This is a genomic window from Nitrospira sp. CMX1, from assembly GCF_054902215.1.
Genome location: NZ_JBUBKD010000015.1, coordinates 82,278 through 98,551, shown reverse-complemented (window position 1 = coordinate 98,551; position 16,274 = coordinate 82,278). Strand labels below are relative to the sequence as shown.

The 16,274-nt window shown below is 52.7% G+C and carries 18 protein-coding genes; 2 read left to right on the top strand and 16 right to left on the bottom strand.

From position 1 onward, the window contains the following. Positions 1 to 18: 18 nt before the first annotated feature. The 3 genes from ACYX34_RS05660 to ACYX34_RS05650 all read right to left on the bottom strand — a co-directional run bounded on the left by ACYX34_RS05660 (position 19) and on the right by ACYX34_RS05650 (position 2,953). The gene (locus ACYX34_RS05660; protein ID WP_462075583.1) at positions 19 to 1,065 is read right to left on the bottom strand and encodes an NAD-dependent epimerase/dehydratase family protein; all 1,047 of its coding nucleotides are present in this window, start codon (positions 1,063 to 1,065) and stop codon (positions 19 to 21) included. Positions 1,066 to 1,184: 119 nt separating this feature from the next. Continuing rightward, positions 1,185 to 1,958, bottom strand: a complete 774-nt coding sequence (rfbF, locus tag ACYX34_RS05655; RefSeq protein WP_462075582.1) for a glucose-1-phosphate cytidylyltransferase — start codon at positions 1,956 to 1,958, stop codon at positions 1,185 to 1,187. Between the two features lie 740 nt (positions 1,959 to 2,698). After that, positions 2,699 to 2,953, bottom strand: coding sequence for a PilZ domain-containing protein (locus tag ACYX34_RS05650; protein ID WP_462075604.1), 255 nt, complete (start codon positions 2,951 to 2,953; stop codon positions 2,699 to 2,701). 532 nt (positions 2,954 to 3,485) lie between these two features. On the opposite strand from ACYX34_RS05650, the gene ACYX34_RS05645 reads away from it, so the two are divergent. Further along, the gene (locus ACYX34_RS05645) at positions 3,486 to 3,992 is read left to right on the top strand and encodes a response regulator transcription factor (protein ID WP_462075581.1); all 507 of its coding nucleotides are present in this window, start codon (positions 3,486 to 3,488) and stop codon (positions 3,990 to 3,992) included. 506 nt (positions 3,993 to 4,498) lie between these two features. Beyond that, a complete protein-coding gene (locus ACYX34_RS05640) occupies positions 4,499 to 4,687 on the top strand; it encodes a hypothetical protein (RefSeq protein ID WP_462075580.1) in 189 nt (62 codons plus the stop codon). Positions 4,688 to 4,704: 17 nt separating this feature from the next. On the opposite strand, the gene glgA is transcribed toward ACYX34_RS05640, so the two are convergent. The 13 genes from glgA to panD all read right to left on the bottom strand — a co-directional run bounded on the left by glgA (position 4,705) and on the right by panD (position 16,270). Further along, entirely contained in the window at positions 4,705 to 6,189 is a 1,485-nt protein-coding gene (glgA, locus tag ACYX34_RS05635) for a glycogen synthase GlgA (RefSeq protein ID WP_462075579.1), read from the bottom strand. Between the two features lie 32 nt (positions 6,190 to 6,221). Next, positions 6,222 to 6,695 carry a hypothetical protein gene (locus tag ACYX34_RS05630; RefSeq protein WP_462075578.1) on the bottom strand — a complete coding sequence of 158 codons (474 nt, stop codon included), beginning with the start codon at positions 6,693 to 6,695 and terminating at the stop codon, positions 6,222 to 6,224. Positions 6,696 to 6,709: 14 nt separating this feature from the next. Continuing rightward, positions 6,710 to 7,066 carry a gamma-butyrobetaine hydroxylase family protein gene (locus ACYX34_RS05625; protein ID WP_462075577.1) on the bottom strand — a complete coding sequence of 119 codons (357 nt, stop codon included), beginning with the start codon at positions 7,064 to 7,066 and terminating at the stop codon, positions 6,710 to 6,712. A 28-nt stretch (positions 7,067 to 7,094) separates the two neighbouring features. Then, on the bottom strand, positions 7,095 to 7,850 hold the full coding sequence (recO, locus tag ACYX34_RS05620) for a DNA repair protein RecO (RefSeq protein WP_462075576.1): 756 nt from the start codon (positions 7,848 to 7,850) through the stop codon (positions 7,095 to 7,097). 52 nt (positions 7,851 to 7,902) lie between these two features. Next, positions 7,903 to 9,363 carry a magnesium transporter gene (gene mgtE / locus ACYX34_RS05615; protein ID WP_462075575.1) on the bottom strand — a complete coding sequence of 487 codons (1,461 nt, stop codon included), beginning with the start codon at positions 9,361 to 9,363 and terminating at the stop codon, positions 7,903 to 7,905. 207 nt (positions 9,364 to 9,570) lie between these two features. Next, positions 9,571 to 10,455: a GTPase Era gene (gene era, locus ACYX34_RS05610; RefSeq protein ID WP_462075574.1), complete on the bottom strand. Its 885-nt coding sequence runs from the start codon at positions 10,453 to 10,455 to the stop codon at positions 9,571 to 9,573. Further along, complete coding sequence (locus ACYX34_RS05605) at positions 10,452 to 10,811, bottom strand: FtsB family cell division protein (protein ID WP_462075573.1); 360 nt, start codon at positions 10,809 to 10,811, stop codon at positions 10,452 to 10,454. Before ACYX34_RS05605 ends, era begins: the two co-directional genes overlap by 4 nt. A gap of 33 nt (positions 10,812 to 10,844) precedes the next feature. Next, positions 10,845 to 12,131 (bottom strand): phosphopyruvate hydratase, encoded by a 1,287-nt coding sequence (eno, locus tag ACYX34_RS05600; RefSeq protein WP_462075572.1) that lies wholly within the window; start codon positions 12,129 to 12,131, stop codon positions 10,845 to 10,847. Between the two features lie 20 nt (positions 12,132 to 12,151). Beyond that, a complete protein-coding gene (gene gatB, locus ACYX34_RS05595) occupies positions 12,152 to 13,582 on the bottom strand; it encodes an Asp-tRNA(Asn)/Glu-tRNA(Gln) amidotransferase subunit GatB (RefSeq protein WP_462075571.1) in 1,431 nt (476 codons plus the stop codon). After that, positions 13,579 to 13,902, bottom strand: a complete 324-nt coding sequence (locus ACYX34_RS05590; protein ID WP_462075570.1) for a YtxH domain-containing protein — start codon at positions 13,900 to 13,902, stop codon at positions 13,579 to 13,581. The genes gatB and ACYX34_RS05590 overlap by 4 nt, the downstream gene beginning before the upstream one ends. After that, complete coding sequence (locus tag ACYX34_RS05585; protein WP_462075569.1) at positions 13,892 to 14,299, bottom strand: DUF948 domain-containing protein; 408 nt, start codon at positions 14,297 to 14,299, stop codon at positions 13,892 to 13,894. The genes ACYX34_RS05590 and ACYX34_RS05585 overlap by 11 nt, the downstream gene beginning before the upstream one ends. A gap of 72 nt (positions 14,300 to 14,371) precedes the next feature. Next, positions 14,372 to 15,838, bottom strand: coding sequence for an Asp-tRNA(Asn)/Glu-tRNA(Gln) amidotransferase subunit GatA (gene gatA, locus ACYX34_RS05580; protein ID WP_462075568.1), 1,467 nt, complete (start codon positions 15,836 to 15,838; stop codon positions 14,372 to 14,374). A 75-nt stretch (positions 15,839 to 15,913) separates the two neighbouring features. Further along, positions 15,914 to 16,270 carry an aspartate 1-decarboxylase gene (panD, locus tag ACYX34_RS05575; protein ID WP_462075567.1) on the bottom strand — a complete coding sequence of 119 codons (357 nt, stop codon included), beginning with the start codon at positions 16,268 to 16,270 and terminating at the stop codon, positions 15,914 to 15,916. Positions 16,271 to 16,274 lie beyond the last annotated feature (4 nt).

Genomic DNA, 16,274 nt, shown 5'->3' with positions numbered 1-16,274 from the left:
GACATCTCACTGTCCTACCTACGCTTTCCATGCAAGCTGGTCCGTCAAATGCCCTCCCTCTCTCAATCGCCTTAGGGTGACTAAGCGTATCAACTCGCCCTTCCGAAACTCAGAATCGGCAAAATGCATAGACATGAGCCCATCACGAAGATCCTGTACAGCACTTTGCAGATCTACGACAGGAAGAAATCCCTGTGCCAGCTTAGAGAATTTATCGAAATTAACCCGATAGGATCGCTTATCAGGCTGCGCATCTCTATTAATAGAAACTTCCACATCGGGGACAAGTTGCGTGACGGCCATCGCCAAATCCTTTACCTGGCAATTCCAGACATCACTTCCCACATTGATCGTCAAAAACGCGCCGCCAGCGCCACGGTCTCTCTGCACCGCCCAATCGATGGCTCTCGCCATATCTTTCACGTGGATTAGTGGCCGCCATGGCGTCCCATCACTGAGAATATTGATGCGCCTTGACACAAGTGCACTCGCCACAAAATCATTCAACACAAGATCTAGCCGCAATCGATCGCTCATTCCGCATGCCGTCGCAAACCGGAGGCAGGTTGCCGTAAATGAGTCTGAGGTCAGCGACGCTAGATCCTGCTCAGTACTGACTTTCGACTTTGCGTACGCGGTGAGAGGATTCAGCTCATCCTCCTCTCGACGAGGACCGCCCTCTGCAAAACCATAGACACTGCAACTCGATGCGAACACGAAGGTCTTGACACCAGCTCGCTTTGCCTTGACAGCCAGGTCGATACTTGCTCGATGGTTGATATCAAGAGTCACGTCTTCAAAAGTGGCCCCCATCGGATCATTTGAGATCGCGCAGAGGTGCACAATCGCGTCAGTCCCCTGAAGGATCTTTTCGGGCACCTGCCGGATATCCCCGAAATACTGCACATCCGCTCGACTTTCCGGGAGCCGCGATGAACCAGTCAAACAATGAGCAAAATACCCAATATCGTATCCGATCAACATTGCCTCGGGATACGACTCTCGCAACCGACGTAACACCAACGGGCCAACATATCCCATATTCCCAGTGACCAGGATTCGCATATTCATTTCCTTAAGCTAGATATTTACCGAATGTGGTGGCTCGCCGACATTAGTGATACAGGCTCAAGCGGAGGAATATCACTCAAAAACCACAAGCCTTACCTACCTAGAGAGGCACCCTACCATACCTTCCACGGGGCTCGTGACGATTGCCAAAGTTCCTCCAAATAGTTTTTCTCACGTAGCGTATCCATACAGGACCAGAAGCGGTCATGTCGGTACCCCATCAATTGATTATCCTTTGTGAGTTGTTCGATCGGTTCCCGCTCCCACGCAATCTCATCACCATGGATGTAATCAATGGCCTCACGCTGAAGAACATAGAACCCACCATTGATCCAACCTTCCTCAGCATGCGGTTTTTCCCTAAAGTCAACGATCTGATCCTGATCAAATACCAACCGACCAAATCTGGCCGGCGGCAAAACGGATGTGACTGTGGCAAGCTTCCCGTGCGACTTATGAAACCGGACTGTCGCCTGAATGTCGACGTCCGAAACCCCATCTCCATACGTAAATAGAAACGTTTTGTCGTCCCCGATCCATCGTTTTAACTGTTTGAGCCGCCCACCCGTCTGTGTGCGCAGGCCAGTATCAACGAGATGAACCTTCCAATCCTCATGCTGTTTCCCGTCATGAATCGTTGTTTTCCCACTTTCAAGGTCGACGGAAATATCTTTGTTGAAAGCATAGAAGTTCAGGAAATATTCTTTAATCATTTCCCCTTTGTAACCAAGAGCAATAATAAATTCCTTTATGCCATGAGCAGCATAAATCTTCATAATGTGCCATAGAATAGGCTTCCCACCGATTTCAACCATTGGCTTCGGTCGTAAAGAGGTCTCCTCCGAAAGTCGAGTCCCCATTCCCCCAGCAAGAATGACAGCCTTCACGCTTATTTCCTCCTTGTTCCCAATACAACACTTATAGCGAGCTCCTTACCTCATTTCCATTCTATTCAGCCCAACCAGTAAATAAAAGGCGGCTAGATCCATGCTGCGACATAGGGAGCGGCTCAACAATTTTCGCCCCTGTGGCATAAACCAGCACTCGATATAGTGCTTTCATCAAACTAGTTCAAACGGACATGTCCCCTATGTAATAGAGAAGAGCGCTGACGATCCTTGAATGAGACCGACTACCTGGCTGATCTTCAAACAGCGGAAGTGAATAGTTCTCTACACTCAGTCTGCTACCCGACCAGCTCCTCAATGATTCGCATTTGTGCTCAGTATATAAGGAGTGCCCCCAGTAGTTCCGGTCCGGTTATCCCTCCGTCATTCATATATAGCTTCACATCTCCTAATAGTCGAGTTCAAAACATAGGCTCCCGTCTCTCTCTGGGACCCACCGGATCCAAACACCTCATAATGATCTCGGCACCACAGTAACAGGATCACCAACTCGTGGAAGGAACCATAGGGCCAAAAGGAATGGTGGCCTCCCAACTGATTGAAAGCCACCATTCCCTCCACACCTGTCCAGAATTCGCCATAGGTATCCAGGATACTGGCAAAACCCTGACCAACTCATTGGATTTCCCGCACTACACCGCAATCGTGTAGCCACAAGATTGGGGCATTGAGGGGGGGCATGGGCCGGAAAGAAAGATCCATTCTCATGATGGCACTAGTTAGAACATGAACTTAATCCCCACAAAATGAGCTGCATAGCTATTCGACCTTCCAAACGGAACCATTCTGGTCCAACGAACTTCGGCAAGGGTTGGGGTCTCAGCAAGAGCGACAGGTGTTGGTACATAGATCTTGAGAACTTGCTCAACCTTCGGAGCTTGATCCATAAGGATCAGCATGCCCCCACTGCTGATATTCAGGGACAGCGCCTTTCCCCTATTGACAAGGCTGCTACCTCCACCCTCTTGAGCCATAATTTCATACGGTATTGGCCGCAATAAGGCAGCTCTCTCCCGATGGCTTTCATGACTATCCTGAATTGGCCATTCCCATTCCATTGCTCTCACCTCATATCCTCCCATGCTTCTAACAACCGAACCCCAAACCTAGCTTTCGCTACGCTTCCTTGGCATGAGTTTTTACTCGATACCTAAACAAGGGTCCTCAATCGTAGGTCCCGCACATGCTCGACTGCCCTAATGATTCTGCCATTCATTCAAAATTGACCTGGGGATCCTATACATTGGCCTCCCAGCCAACAATACCAATCCTGTAGGCTGCTTTCTCGAAGGTATATGTTGACTCCCTCGAAAGTGTTAGGTACTATTCCGGTATTATTCGAGTAGGCTCCAGGCGCACAGACATCTCATTTCATCTCAACTTAAGAGCAATACACTATACTTTATGACAGAATTACCAAAAGGAACCGACCAAACAGATGTTCTTGCCGACCAGAGGGCAGGCTCTGGCATTGTCGTCCTATCGACATCAATGCAACTACTCCACATGAATCGGCAGGCTACGGAGCTTGCTAAAAAAATCACTGCGGTTGAACATGGAGGCACCACGTCTGTTTCGGCACGTGGAATACTCCCGACAGCTCTGACTGAGCTTTGCGCAGAGATCATTAAAGCCCTCCATATACGGACAGAAGCCAAAGATTGGGAACAGTTTGAGCTCAAGCGTGTCACAGGTGATCCGAATCAGCCAATCCTACTCAGAGGTTTTGGATTACCCGATCGAGGCGGGATTCAGCATGCCCGACTTGTCGTAACCATGGAAGAACTCGGACGAAAACAGAACTTGAATGCGGAGCACGCTCGAGAACGTTTCCAGCTCACAAACCGAGAGCAGTCTGTGGTGGAGCACCTGGCAAAAGGCTGGACAAATAAAGAGATTGCGAATGCACTGCAGATTACGGAACAAACCGTCAAGGAACACATTAAGCACATCATGCGCAAAACAAACTCCACTACGCGGACTGGTATCCTCGTCCAAATATTTAATGCTTAACGACTTCCTCGCAAGGTTCTGACGCCCAGCTCCCTCCAAGTGTTTCACAAACAACACAGTGAGTTGAATTTAACACGCCAGAGTCAGTCATTAAAAATTAACTTTCTTTATTTTACAACATCTTTCAAATTGTTTCCAAGTGGTCCTTTATTTGCATACACCTCCATTACAGAAATAATGGAGGTGGCCGTTCAATGCGATCTAAATTGACTAGAGCTGGTGTCCTAGTTGGATTACTCGGTTCAACTTTCCTCTTCTCGGCTTGTACCACTGCCCCTCCTGCTCAGACAGGTGAAACAAGAGATAGTGGTTTCACCTCTTTGTGGAATGCCTATGGTGACTGTAAATCGACGTCAGATTTAGCCAAAGCTACGACAAGCTTGGACCAACTCAGATCAGCTGGCCGCCTTGGTCAGGAAAAAGACGGGTTCATATTGCCACTGCCAAATCGAATTGCTCATCTGGTTTCAACTCCGACCAGCCGAGTGGCGGTGGATGTTGAGGCTATGACTTCAGCCTGTGCTCTCCACACTGGGGAACTTGCCTTCACCCAGGGCTACCTGGACGTAGCACGGGATCTTTTTGTTTCAATTATTCGACTTCATGAAGGGCAACACTCCTACTATGCGGTGCGAGCCAAAACCTTGTTGGCAAAACTTGAACGAGGGCTCGCGATTTCGTTTAATGTACGGTAGCCCCCAGCTTCACCTCCTCAATCCTGTAACCGGCGATATAAATCTATATAGGCCATTGCCGACTGATCCCACGATAGGTCGGCACTCATTCCTGAAGTAACCAATGCGCGCCAAACCTCCTGCTCTTCATACACATGGAGCGCAAGCAGAACCGTGGAAAGTAAGGCCTCAGGAGAGGGATCAATAAAATGAAATCCTGTTGCACTCCCGGATTTGACCGTTGACGGACGAAAGGGAACAACGGTATCGGCGAGTCCCCCTGTACGTCGCACGATAGGAACCGTCCCATACCTCAGGCTATACAGCTGGCTTAATCCGCAGGGCTCATACCGAGACGGCATGACCAGCATATCCGAACCCGCCTCAATGCGATGGGCTAACCCTTCATTGAAGCCAAGAGAAAGGCCGATTCTCTGAGGATACTTCTCTTTAGCTGCAATGAATTGCTGTTCCAAATGAGAGTCTCCAGTACCCAATACCACCAGTTGGAGATCTAGAGCCATGAGCTCTGGAAGAATCTCAACCAGGAGATCAAATCCTTTTTGGAACGTCAACCGGCCAAGGACAGCTACCAGTGGCACATCCAGAATCGGCAATCCAAACTCTTGTTGTAGCGCTTGCTTGCACACAGATTTTCCCGATAAGTCCTTGGCATGGTACTGCGCTGGGAGATATGTGTCGTGCGCAGGATCCCAAGCAACTTCATCAATTCCGTTAGTAACGCCGCTGATGCCACTAGTACGGTTTGCCAATACACCCTCAAGGCCACACCCATATTCCACGGTTAGAATCTCCCTCGCATAGGTAGGGCTTACCGTGGAGACAGCGTCAGAAAAGATAATGCCCCCCTTCAAACAATTAACAGCTCCGTAAAACTCAAGGCCTCCTAGCGAGAACAGCGATGAAGGAAGGCCGGTTTTCATGAATTCCTGACCAGGGAATATCCCCTGATAACCAAGATTGTGCACCGTCAGCAGCGTCTTGATCGACTGCAGACTGCTGTGCTCATCCGACAGCACCTTTAGATAGACAGCGCACAATGCCGTCTGCCAATCGTGAAGATGCAGGATATTGATCTTCTCCCGCTGCACGTCCACAAGGACATGCACCACTTGAATGACAGCACGACAGAAAAGAGTAAACCGGTCAAGGTTATCTGGATAGTCGCGATGATCCTGTTGATAGAGTCCCGGGCGATCGTAGTATGGGTCATGGCACACGAACAGCACTCTCACCTTCTGTGCGGCACCAAACACCGTTACATATTCCTCTTCAACCGACACATCCACTGGCTTCCCCCCGACAGGGACCGAGAACTGCATTGCGACTCGTCGGTCCTTACGGGCCAACGGAGTCCGATAACCTGGCAACAGCAAGGTGACCTGATGCCCCAATTTCGTGAGTGCCATGGACAAAGCCCCCACAACATCGGCAAGTCCACCCGTTTTCGCGTACGGAACCGCCTCAGAGGCCGCCATCACGATATGCAAACTATTTGACATGTGTGATCCCATACAGGGCAATAAAGAGTAGCTTATGGACGTGAACCTTCTTCAATCCCAGTCTTGAATCGGGCCTCATACGCCCAGGCATTAGCCAATGTCCGTAACTCATCAGCCCCGAGCTTCTCCCGGTAGACAAGGCGCTCATCAAGAAAGACCAGCAACCAGCCTCGGTCCGGGTAGGCAAAGTACACTCCTTCGCCCGCATGAACCCCGCCCCTCCACCCCTTCGGGACCTCGCCCGTAGCCACTCGTGATCGAGGGACGATACTCAAATCAGGCATCACAAAAAAATAGGCGAACTCACTATGATAAAAAGAAGGCCTCCCCCAAGCATTGACCACCGCCCGGCTGGTGATTTGGTCCAGCACGAGATTCTCTGCCTGCACCAGTCGTTCCTGCTGTTCCAAGGTCGGCATACTTTTGCATCCGACCAACAAGAACACCCCTGCACCTCCGAGCATGCTCAGCATGGTGCTTATCGAAGCGCGAGCAATGTTGACCATATCGGATTCTCCCCTCACAGAAGCCGTCTGGACTTTGCTTCGATTGGTTTCACTGGTTGACAGACATCACACTGACACAAGGTCCTCAGCAACGTGTAAGAATAAATCCCCGTGTCATGGCCATCGCTCCATTTAAATTGAAACGCATAGCGCCCAACCGGTTGAATGTCCTGCAGCATGATCAAGAGCGGGACATCGTCGGCTTGAAGGCGACGCTCTCCCGTCCATTCGTCAACACAAGCCGCACAGGGGCAATGTTGCCGCAGGGCGCGGACCGGATAGACCGCCTGATGACCGTCACTCCATTGAATTCCCAATACACCCTTCTCGATCCACTCCATGTCCCGAGGCTCTAATGCAGCGGCTGTCATACCCACCCCTCTCCTCTGATTGAGTTTTCTACGACACCGCAACCGACAAAAAGTTCGCCGATGGAAGCCGTTTACCGGCCACAACCGTCACATACCCTTCGATCGCCGCCTCCACTTCTCCCCGCACTTGTCCACTGGCTCGCAACCGTGTCACGAGAGCAGAATCCAGACGAATAGCCTGTTGAAGAAATGAGAGGCTGCCGCGGGAGAGCGCCACACAACGAACGCGCTGGTGTGCTGCGCATGACAAACACACAAGCCCTCCTGCAACCGGAGAAAACTGAGGTTCACCTACAAAATGCGTCTTTCCACATGCGGCACAATGGTCGGTCTGGGGGCGAAATCCCGTGACACCCAACAATCTGATCTGAAATAGGAGCGCCATAAAAGTCGGGTCTTGACTCTCTTGAAGCGACGCAAGACCTTGCTCGAGCGTATCAAACAAGAGTGGGTCCGGATCTCCATCCGGCGTGATCGCGGCCATCACGTTCACCATCCGTGCCGCTGAATCTATCAGACTGAGAGATTCCAGTAACTTCTGGGAAGACCGGACAAGATCAACCTGTGAAATCCGAAAGAGTGAATCACCGGTTCTTTCATAGAGATTCAACCGGCACAGGCTGAACGGCTCAAGTGCCGCTCCGAATCGGCTTTTAAGTCGACGCGCACCACGAGCCGCCCCTCGAATCTTCCCTCGTTCTCTCGTGTAGAAGGTGACAATTCGATCGGCATCGCCCCACTTTCGGCTCCGCAAAACGATCGCAGTCGTCTTTACAAGCGGCACGGACCCCTCTCATCCTGGACACACCGGCTCCCCAGCGATCTGCGAAACCCTGTCATCGGAGGTGCTCTAAGAACAGTGTGGCCAACGTCAAATAAATAGAAATACCCGTAATATCATTCGCCGTCGTCACAAAAGGGCCAGCCGCGACAGCAGGATCTACCCCTAGACGCTTCAGGAGGATCGGCATAATCGTCGCCATACTGGTCGAGACAAAAAAGGCGATCATCAGCGAAGTGCCAACAACCATTCCCAGAAAACCTTGATGCAACACCCACGCGACCAACGTCAAGGTCATCCCGCACGCCAGTCCCATCACCAGCCCGATCTTTGCTTCACGAAAAAATACCGGCCATACATGAGTGAGCTCGACAGAACCGGTAGCCAACCCACGAATGATCAGCGTGGATGATTGCAAGCCGACATTACCACCCATCGCCGCGATGACAGGAATAAAACTCACAATGGCCACAACCTCTTGAACCGTATAGCGGAAATACCAAAGGATCGCTCCGGAGAGCAGACTCCCCACTAGGTTGGTAAACAGCCACGGCAATCGCAGTCTCGCGGCAGCAATGCTTGATGACTTTGAAGCCGTATCCTCTTCAATGGCTCCGGCCATCTTCAACATGTCCTCGGTTGCTTCTTCACGGATGACATCAACCACATCATCAACCGTGATAATTCCCACAAGCTTTCCATCTCGCTCTACGACCGGAATCGCCAATAAGTTATAGTTGGCTACCTGCCTCGCCACCTCTTCCTGATCCATGTCAATGCTGACGCTCATGGCCTCCCGCGTCATGATGTTTTTTAGCGGTGTCGTGGGAGGCACTGTGAGCAGCTGCCGAAGCGACAGAACACCAACCAAGCGATCATCCTTATCTGTTACATAGATATAGAACACCATTTCCGCATCAGTTGCCTGTTGCAAACGACGTATGGCCTCCTGTGCCGTGGAATCCTCAGGCAGAGAAAAGAATTCCGTGGTCATAATGGCGCCGGCCGTATCTTTGGGGTATCGGAGAATATCGGCCACTTCGTTCGAATCCTCCGTCTTCATCAGAGCCAGCACCTCTTTGCTTCGCTCTTCCGGGAGAAACCCAAGAATATAGGCGACGTCATCAGGGCCGAGATCCTTTAAGAGCCAGGCGATATCGGAGTGGAGCAGATCCGCAAGCACCTGTTGAATGCTCTCCCCATCAAGCTCACTGAGCACCTGCCCACGCTTCCTTTCACCACGAACCAGCTCAAAAATTTCCCGTTTTTCTTTTGGCGAGGAAAGATGCGTCACCGCCTTGGCCACATCGGCGGGATGCATACGCCCCAACATTTTAGACAGATTTGTGATTGCTCCTCGACGCAACAACTTCTGGACGGATTGAATGACAATGTCCGACTTGGTCTGCCCTCGTTCAGTCTGATCGCGAAGGACTTCTCGGAGGATATCGCGATCAGCGGGCCGAGAACGTGGTTCCGGAATGCGTGGTTCCGTTGGTCGGTCGGTTGGCTGCATGATCGTTGCGCGGGATCTTGAGATTTGGCTCCGGCGGCGGCGCCTAGACTAGGTCAACAGCTCACTGGCCGACATAAAGCAAGGGCTCGTCTTCACTGCCCACGGCCTTATTGGAAAGCCTATTCGAACTGCTGCAGCATAGGAATGCCATCCGTACTCGCTTACGAATGCGTATGGAGAAACATCAACATCGGTTTCCGTGCGTGGCTAGTAGCCCAACTCCACGAGAGTCTGCTCATCCTCGCGCCAGGCCTTTCTGACCTTCACCCACAGCTCAAGAAACACTTTCATCCCAAACACCTTTTCCATGTCTAATCGGGCTTGGGTCCCGATCGATTTCAGCCGCTCCCCTTGTTTCCCGATCAGGATCCCCTTCTGTGTCTCTCGCTCAACCACAATCGATGCCCTGATTTTCGCCAACTTCCCCTGTTCAACAAAGTCATCGATCTCAACCGCCGTCGCATACGGCACTTCATCCTCTGTCGCCTGTATGACTTTTTCACGAATCATTTCGGCCGCCAATGTCCTCATCGTCTGGTCTGTCACGACATCCTCGCCATACAATCCCTCGCCTGATGGCAGGTACGGGACCGTCACGGCAAGCAATCTCGCCACATTGTCGTCTGCTTGAGCAGACACCGGCACCACTTCCGTCCATGCAAACAGCTTGGCATACTGGTCAAGGACGGGAAGCATCTTATGCTTGTTCACCAGATCAATTTTAGTGACGACCAAGATCACCGGCCTCGGCTGCTTTGCCAAGGCCTCTTTCATATATTTGATGGCAGACAAGTCGCCTGGACCAGGGAGACTTGTCGCCTCCATGAGCATGTACAACACATCCGCGTCTTCCAGCGTTTCCACCGCCGTGCGAACCATTCGTCGATTCAACAAATGGTCCGGCTTATGTAGGCCCGGTGTGTCGAGAAAGGCAATTTGCGCCCCTTCGGCATGCACGATACCCGTCACCCGAGTCCTCGTCGTTTGGGGCTTACTTGAGACAATTGAGATTTTCTCGCCCAGCAGACGATTCAATAGGGTCGACTTGCCCACGTTGGACCGTCCGATGATGGCAACCGTTCCGAACTTCATGGCTTTGAGGCTGGCTCCCGTTGTTTCTCCGAACCTGGGATGAATTGATATACCGTCTCCCCTTTCCGCACATAGCCTAACTGCTCACGAGCCAATTGTTCGATCTTGGTCGGATCATGCTGGAGACGCAGAATATCTTGCTGCAAGGTGACATTTTCATTGCGTAACCCCGACAGCTCTTGCTCCAAATTCTTGGCATAATCTCGCATGGAGAGATACCGAGAGAGCCCCATCTCTCCATAAAACAACGCGACCCCCAACCAAAGAACCCCGATCACTCCACCTACCTGAACAAGGGCGAACAGACGTCGCTGCCATTCCAACCAATCCCGGCCACGATTTTGTTTGATCACCATATGAGCGAATCCGTTCCAAGGTTGCAAAACCGACTATCCTCGCACAGGCACGGCCTCTCGACCGCGATAGACCGCCGCGGCTCCGAGTTCTTCCTCGATTCGAAGCAGCTGATTATACTTCGCCACACGATCTGTTCGAGAGAGGGACCCGGTCTTGATCAATCCACTGTTCGTGGCGACGGCCACATCCGCAATGGTCGTGTCCTCTGTTTCCCCAGAGCGGTGGGAAATGATAGCCGTATAGCCCGATCGCTTCGCAAGTTCGATGGCATCCAACGTCTCCGTCAATGTTCCGATCTGATTGAGTTTGATCAGGATTGAATTCCCAATCCCCTCCTTAATGCCTTTCGAAAAGATCTCAACATTCGTCACGAAGATGTCGTCGCCGACGAGTTGGACTCGCTTCCCGAGCTTCTCTGTGAGCACCTTCCAGCCCTTCCAATCCAATTCACTCAATCCATCTTCGATGGAGAGAATGGGATAGCGATCCAGGAGTTTGCTGTAGTAGCTCACCATGTCTTCCGATGAACGCTCTGGATTCTTTTCTGCTTCGAGCATATACCGTCCCTTTTCGTAGAGTTCACTGGCGGCACAGTCTAAAGCCAAGGCGATATCCCTCCCGACCTGATAGCCCGCCGCCTCAGTTGCCTCGGCAATGAGCCCCAGCGCCTCCTCGTTCGATTGCAGATCTGGCGCAAATCCCCCCTCATCTCCGACTGCCGTGTTGAGGCCCTTCTTCTTCAAGAGCGCCTTCAGCGAATGAAAGACCTCGGTAGCCATGCGAAGCGCATCGCTGAATCGACCGGCTCCCACCGGCATGATCATGAATTCTTGAAGATCCAGCCGGTTATCGGCATGGGCTCCCCCGTTGATGATATTCATCAGCGGCACCGGAAGCACGCGCGCATTCGTCCCCCCTAAATACCGATAGAGAGGTTGCCCGGTTTCAATCGCCGACGCCTTTGCCACCGCTAACGACACACCCAAAATCGCGTTCGCACCCAGCTTACCTTTGGTCTTTGTGCCATCCAGCGCAATCATGGCTCGGTCAATCCCGGCTTGATCAAACGCATCCTTCCCCAGCAGTTCAGGAGCAATCACCTTGCTGATATTCGCCACCGCTTTGGAGACACCTTTTCCCATCCATCGCTTTTTGTCTCCATCTCTCAGCTCAATTGCCTCTTTTTCGCCTGTCGAAGCACCGGAAGGAACGGCTGCTCGCCCGACCGCTCCGCTTTCGAGCGTGACTTCTGCCTCAATCGTTGGATTGCCACGTGAATCGATAATCTGGCGGCCCCTGATTTCTCTGATTTCGCTCATACCACTTGCCCTCTCTCCAGTTAGACGATCAGCCTCTTTTTCAACAACTCATTCATCTTGCCAGGATTCGCCTTCCCCCCACTTGCCTTCATCGCTTGACCAACAAGAAATCCTAAGACTTGGTGTTTGCCCTCTTTAAACTGTGCCACTTGTGTTGGATTGTTACGGAGCACCTCATCAATCATTTTTTCCAGTGCCCCTTCGTCTGAGACCTGCGTCAGCCCTTTGTCCTGCACAATCTGTTGGGGAGTCTTGCCGCTCCGATAGAACTCGGGAAAGATCTCACGCGCCACTTTTAAACTGATCACCCCTTTGTCCACCATCGTCAACAAATCGACGAGTCCTTCAGGTGAGACCGGCGACGCGGTGATATCGGTCCCGGAGTTATTCAGTTCCCGCGTCAACTCTCCCATCACCCAATTGCTCACCGTTTTAGGTTCCTTGAACTGCTTCAGGCAAGCCTCGAAGTAATCCGCCATGCCTTTGGATGTCGTGACCACGCCCGCATCGTACTCCGGAAGGCCATACTCGGTGATGAATCGACGGGCGCGCACAGCCGGCAACTCCGGCAATGATGAACGAAATCCTTCAATCCAGTCCTCGTTCAACTGTAAGGGCACCAGATCCGGATCTGGGAAGTATCGATAGTCATGGGCCTCCTCTTTCGAGCGCATGACTGCCGTTTCGCCTCGATCAATGTTCCAGAGTCTTGTCTCCTGGTAAATCTTGCCCCCCTCATTCAAGACCTTGGTCTGCCGTTTGACCTCGTACTCGACCGCATCCTTCACATACTTGAAGGAATTGATATTCTTGAGCTCGACTTTCGTCCCAAACTCTTTCTGGCCAACCGGACGCAACGATAAGTTTGGTTCGCAGCGAAAACTTCCTTCCTCCATGTTTCCGTCGCACACATCGAGGTACATGAGCACATCGCGTAACCCCTTCAGGTAGGCCACCACCTCATCGGCCGAACTCATATCCGGTTCTGTCACAATCTCCAGCAGCGGCGTGCCGGCACGATTCAAATCCACGCGGCTTCCCGCTGTCCCAGTTCCATGTACGTTCTTCCCTGCATCTTCTTCAAGGTGCGCTCGACGGATCCGAACCCGCTTGGTGACCGTCCCCACAGCCATCTCAATCCATCCATGCTGGCAAATCGGATCCTCGTATTGGGAAATCTGGTACCCCTTGGGCAAATCCGGGTAAAAATAGTTCTTTCTCGCGAATCGATTATTCGCCGTGATCGTACAGTTCAACGCCAGCCCGGCACGAACCGCCATTTCGACCGCCGTTCGATTGATCACAGGTAAACTGCCTGGCAGACCAAGGCAGACCGGGCAGGTCTGGCTGTTGGCGGAGAGGCCAAAGGTCGTACCACACCCGCAGAACATCTTGGAGTTGGTCCGCAGTTGTGCATGGACCTCCACCCCGATCACTGTCTCAAACCTCATCCTCGCTCCGCCCCCTCATCTTGGATACGCCCTCGCTCACGTTTCATCGCCTCACGACCGGCATCGAAAGCTTCCTGGAGAACCGACCGCTTCGACTCGACGAACTCCCTGCCCTGATCGACAGCCTCTTCAAACGCCTCACCGGCTCGCCCAGCGAGATCTCGCAAATCGGTTTCCGCACGACGGGCATAGCCTCGAAGTCGGTCACGCGACTCACTGCCCGCTTGCGGCGCCAACAACAATCCCATCACTGCCCCCATGGCCGCACCGCCGAGAAACGCTAACAATACCGCTGTGGAAGCACCTCGTTCATCCCCCATTGTGTGTCCCTCCCTCATGCTTCATGCGTTCTCGTACCACGTGGGTTGCGGCCTTGACTCCGGCAACCATACTTGCCACGTTGCTCAACAGCGTCCCTCCTGACCCACAGACGACATGGTGTACTTGCCGTACCGATTCACCGACCTCGCCCACGGCGTGCAGCAAGACCGACGCATGCTCGACCCCCTCGCGTGCCTGACTGGCCACATCGTTCAGGTTTTGGCTCATCGCTCGCAATTCAGCCACGAGAGCCGGTACTTCCGTATTCATCTTGGACAACAGCTGTTCAGACTCCACGACCGTTTTGCGCACTTGCAACAAGACGGGCACGAGACATCCGACCAACACTGCGAACGCCACGGCGACAAGGAGTGCCGCGATTTCAACGATTGTCATAGTTGCCTACCCTCCCGGTCAATCGCCCCACGCAGATCGCTCGCAACTCCGTTTCTGTTTATCGTCTGAACCCTACCGGATGTTCGGCTTCTGGCGATACCATGCGGTGGATTGCTCATAGGCATGCGCGACTCGAAGCATCGTGTCTTCTTCAAAGGCCCGGCCAATCAGTTGGAGCCCAATCGGAAGCCCAACCTTGCTGAACCCACAGGGTAGTGCGATCGCTGGCAGCCCTGCCAGATTCACCGAAATCGTGAAAATATCGGACAGATACATTTGCAAGGGGTCTTCGCTTTTTTCGCCCAGCGTGAAGGCCGGGGTCGGCGTCGCCGGAGTGACGATGAGATCCACCTCCTTGAATGCGGCGTCGAAATCCTGACAGATCAATGTGCGCACAGCCTGCGCCTTCCCGTAGTACGCGTCGTAGTATCCCGCACTCAGGACATAGGTACCGAGCATAATTCGACGTTTGACTTCCGGCCCGAACCCCTCCTGCCTCGTTTTCATATACAGTTCGAGCAGGTCTTTCGTCTCCTTGGCACGGAAACCGAACTTCACGCCGTCGAACCGGGCAAGATTTGAGCTGGCCTCTGCCGTCGCAAGCACGTAATAGACCGCCACCGCAGCATCGGTCCTTGGTAGACGAATCTCCTTCACTTCCGCGCCGAGATGCTTCAACTCCTCGATGGCGGCTCGGACTGCCCGCTCGACCTCTGAGTCGAGTCCTTCAGCAAAAAACTCAACCGGCACACCAACTCGCACATGTTTGAGATCACGCTTCTGCAACGCCTTCATGTAGTCCGGCACGGGGCGATCAACCGATGTGGAATCCATCGGATCGTGACCGGCAATGGCTTGTAAGAGAAATGCTGCATCCGACACCGTGCGTGCAATCGGCCCGATCTGATCAAGCGACGAGGCAAACGCCACAAGACCGTATCGCGACACACGTCCATACGTAGGTTTTACCCCCACCACGCCACAGAAAGCAGCCGGCTGCCTGATCGACCCTCCGGTATCGGATCCAAGTGCTGCCGCACATTCTTCCGCAGCCACCGCCGCTGCCGATCCCCCACTCGATCCACCCGGCACACAGTGAAGATTCCAAGGATTTCGGCTGGGGCCAAATGCGGAATTCTCCGTCGATGACCCCATCGCAAATTCATCCAGATTGGTCTTACCCACCAGGATGTACTCCTGCGAACGCAGCCTCGAAACAACCGTCGCGTCGTATGGCGGAACAAAGTTCTGCAACATTCGAGAGCTGCAGGTGGTGGGGACACCGTCCGTACAGATGTTATCCTTGACGGCAAGCGGCATGCCGGTCAGCGGATGGGTCTTTCTCCACCCTTTGAGCTTCCGATCCAACTCCTCCGCCTGCCGATACGCGGCATCTTTTGTCTGAGTGACGAAGGCCTTCACCTTCGGCTCTACCTGACTGATCCTGAGAAAGTAGGCAGCCACGATCTCTGCGGCAGTCACTTCCCCTGCCGTGAATTTCTTCTGAAGCTCGACGAGGCTTAGTTTTTGAAGAGACATGACATACTCATGACCAACGGGCGCTCACACAATACCCCGACATCGGCAGACATCCATCAGCCGGCACTCGGTCGGTTAGCTGACCGTCACAATTCGATTTTTTTCATTCACGCGCACGATCTTGGGCACGTGTTTCCTGATTTCTTCTTCACCATAATACTCGTAACAAAAGATGATGATCTGGTCCCCCACTGCTGCTTTCCTAGCCGTAGGGCCGTTTAAAATGATTTCACCCCTCCCACGCACACCATTGATGGCGTACGTCATGAATCGTTCCCCATTATTCAGATTCGAGCAGACGATGGCCTCATACGGGAGAATCCCCGCTGCCTCCAGCAAGTCTTGGTCGATCGTCAAACTCCCCTCATACTCGAGATGGGCTCCCGTCACCGTCGCACGATGAATCTTTGAACGTAACATTTGTCGAAACATGTAT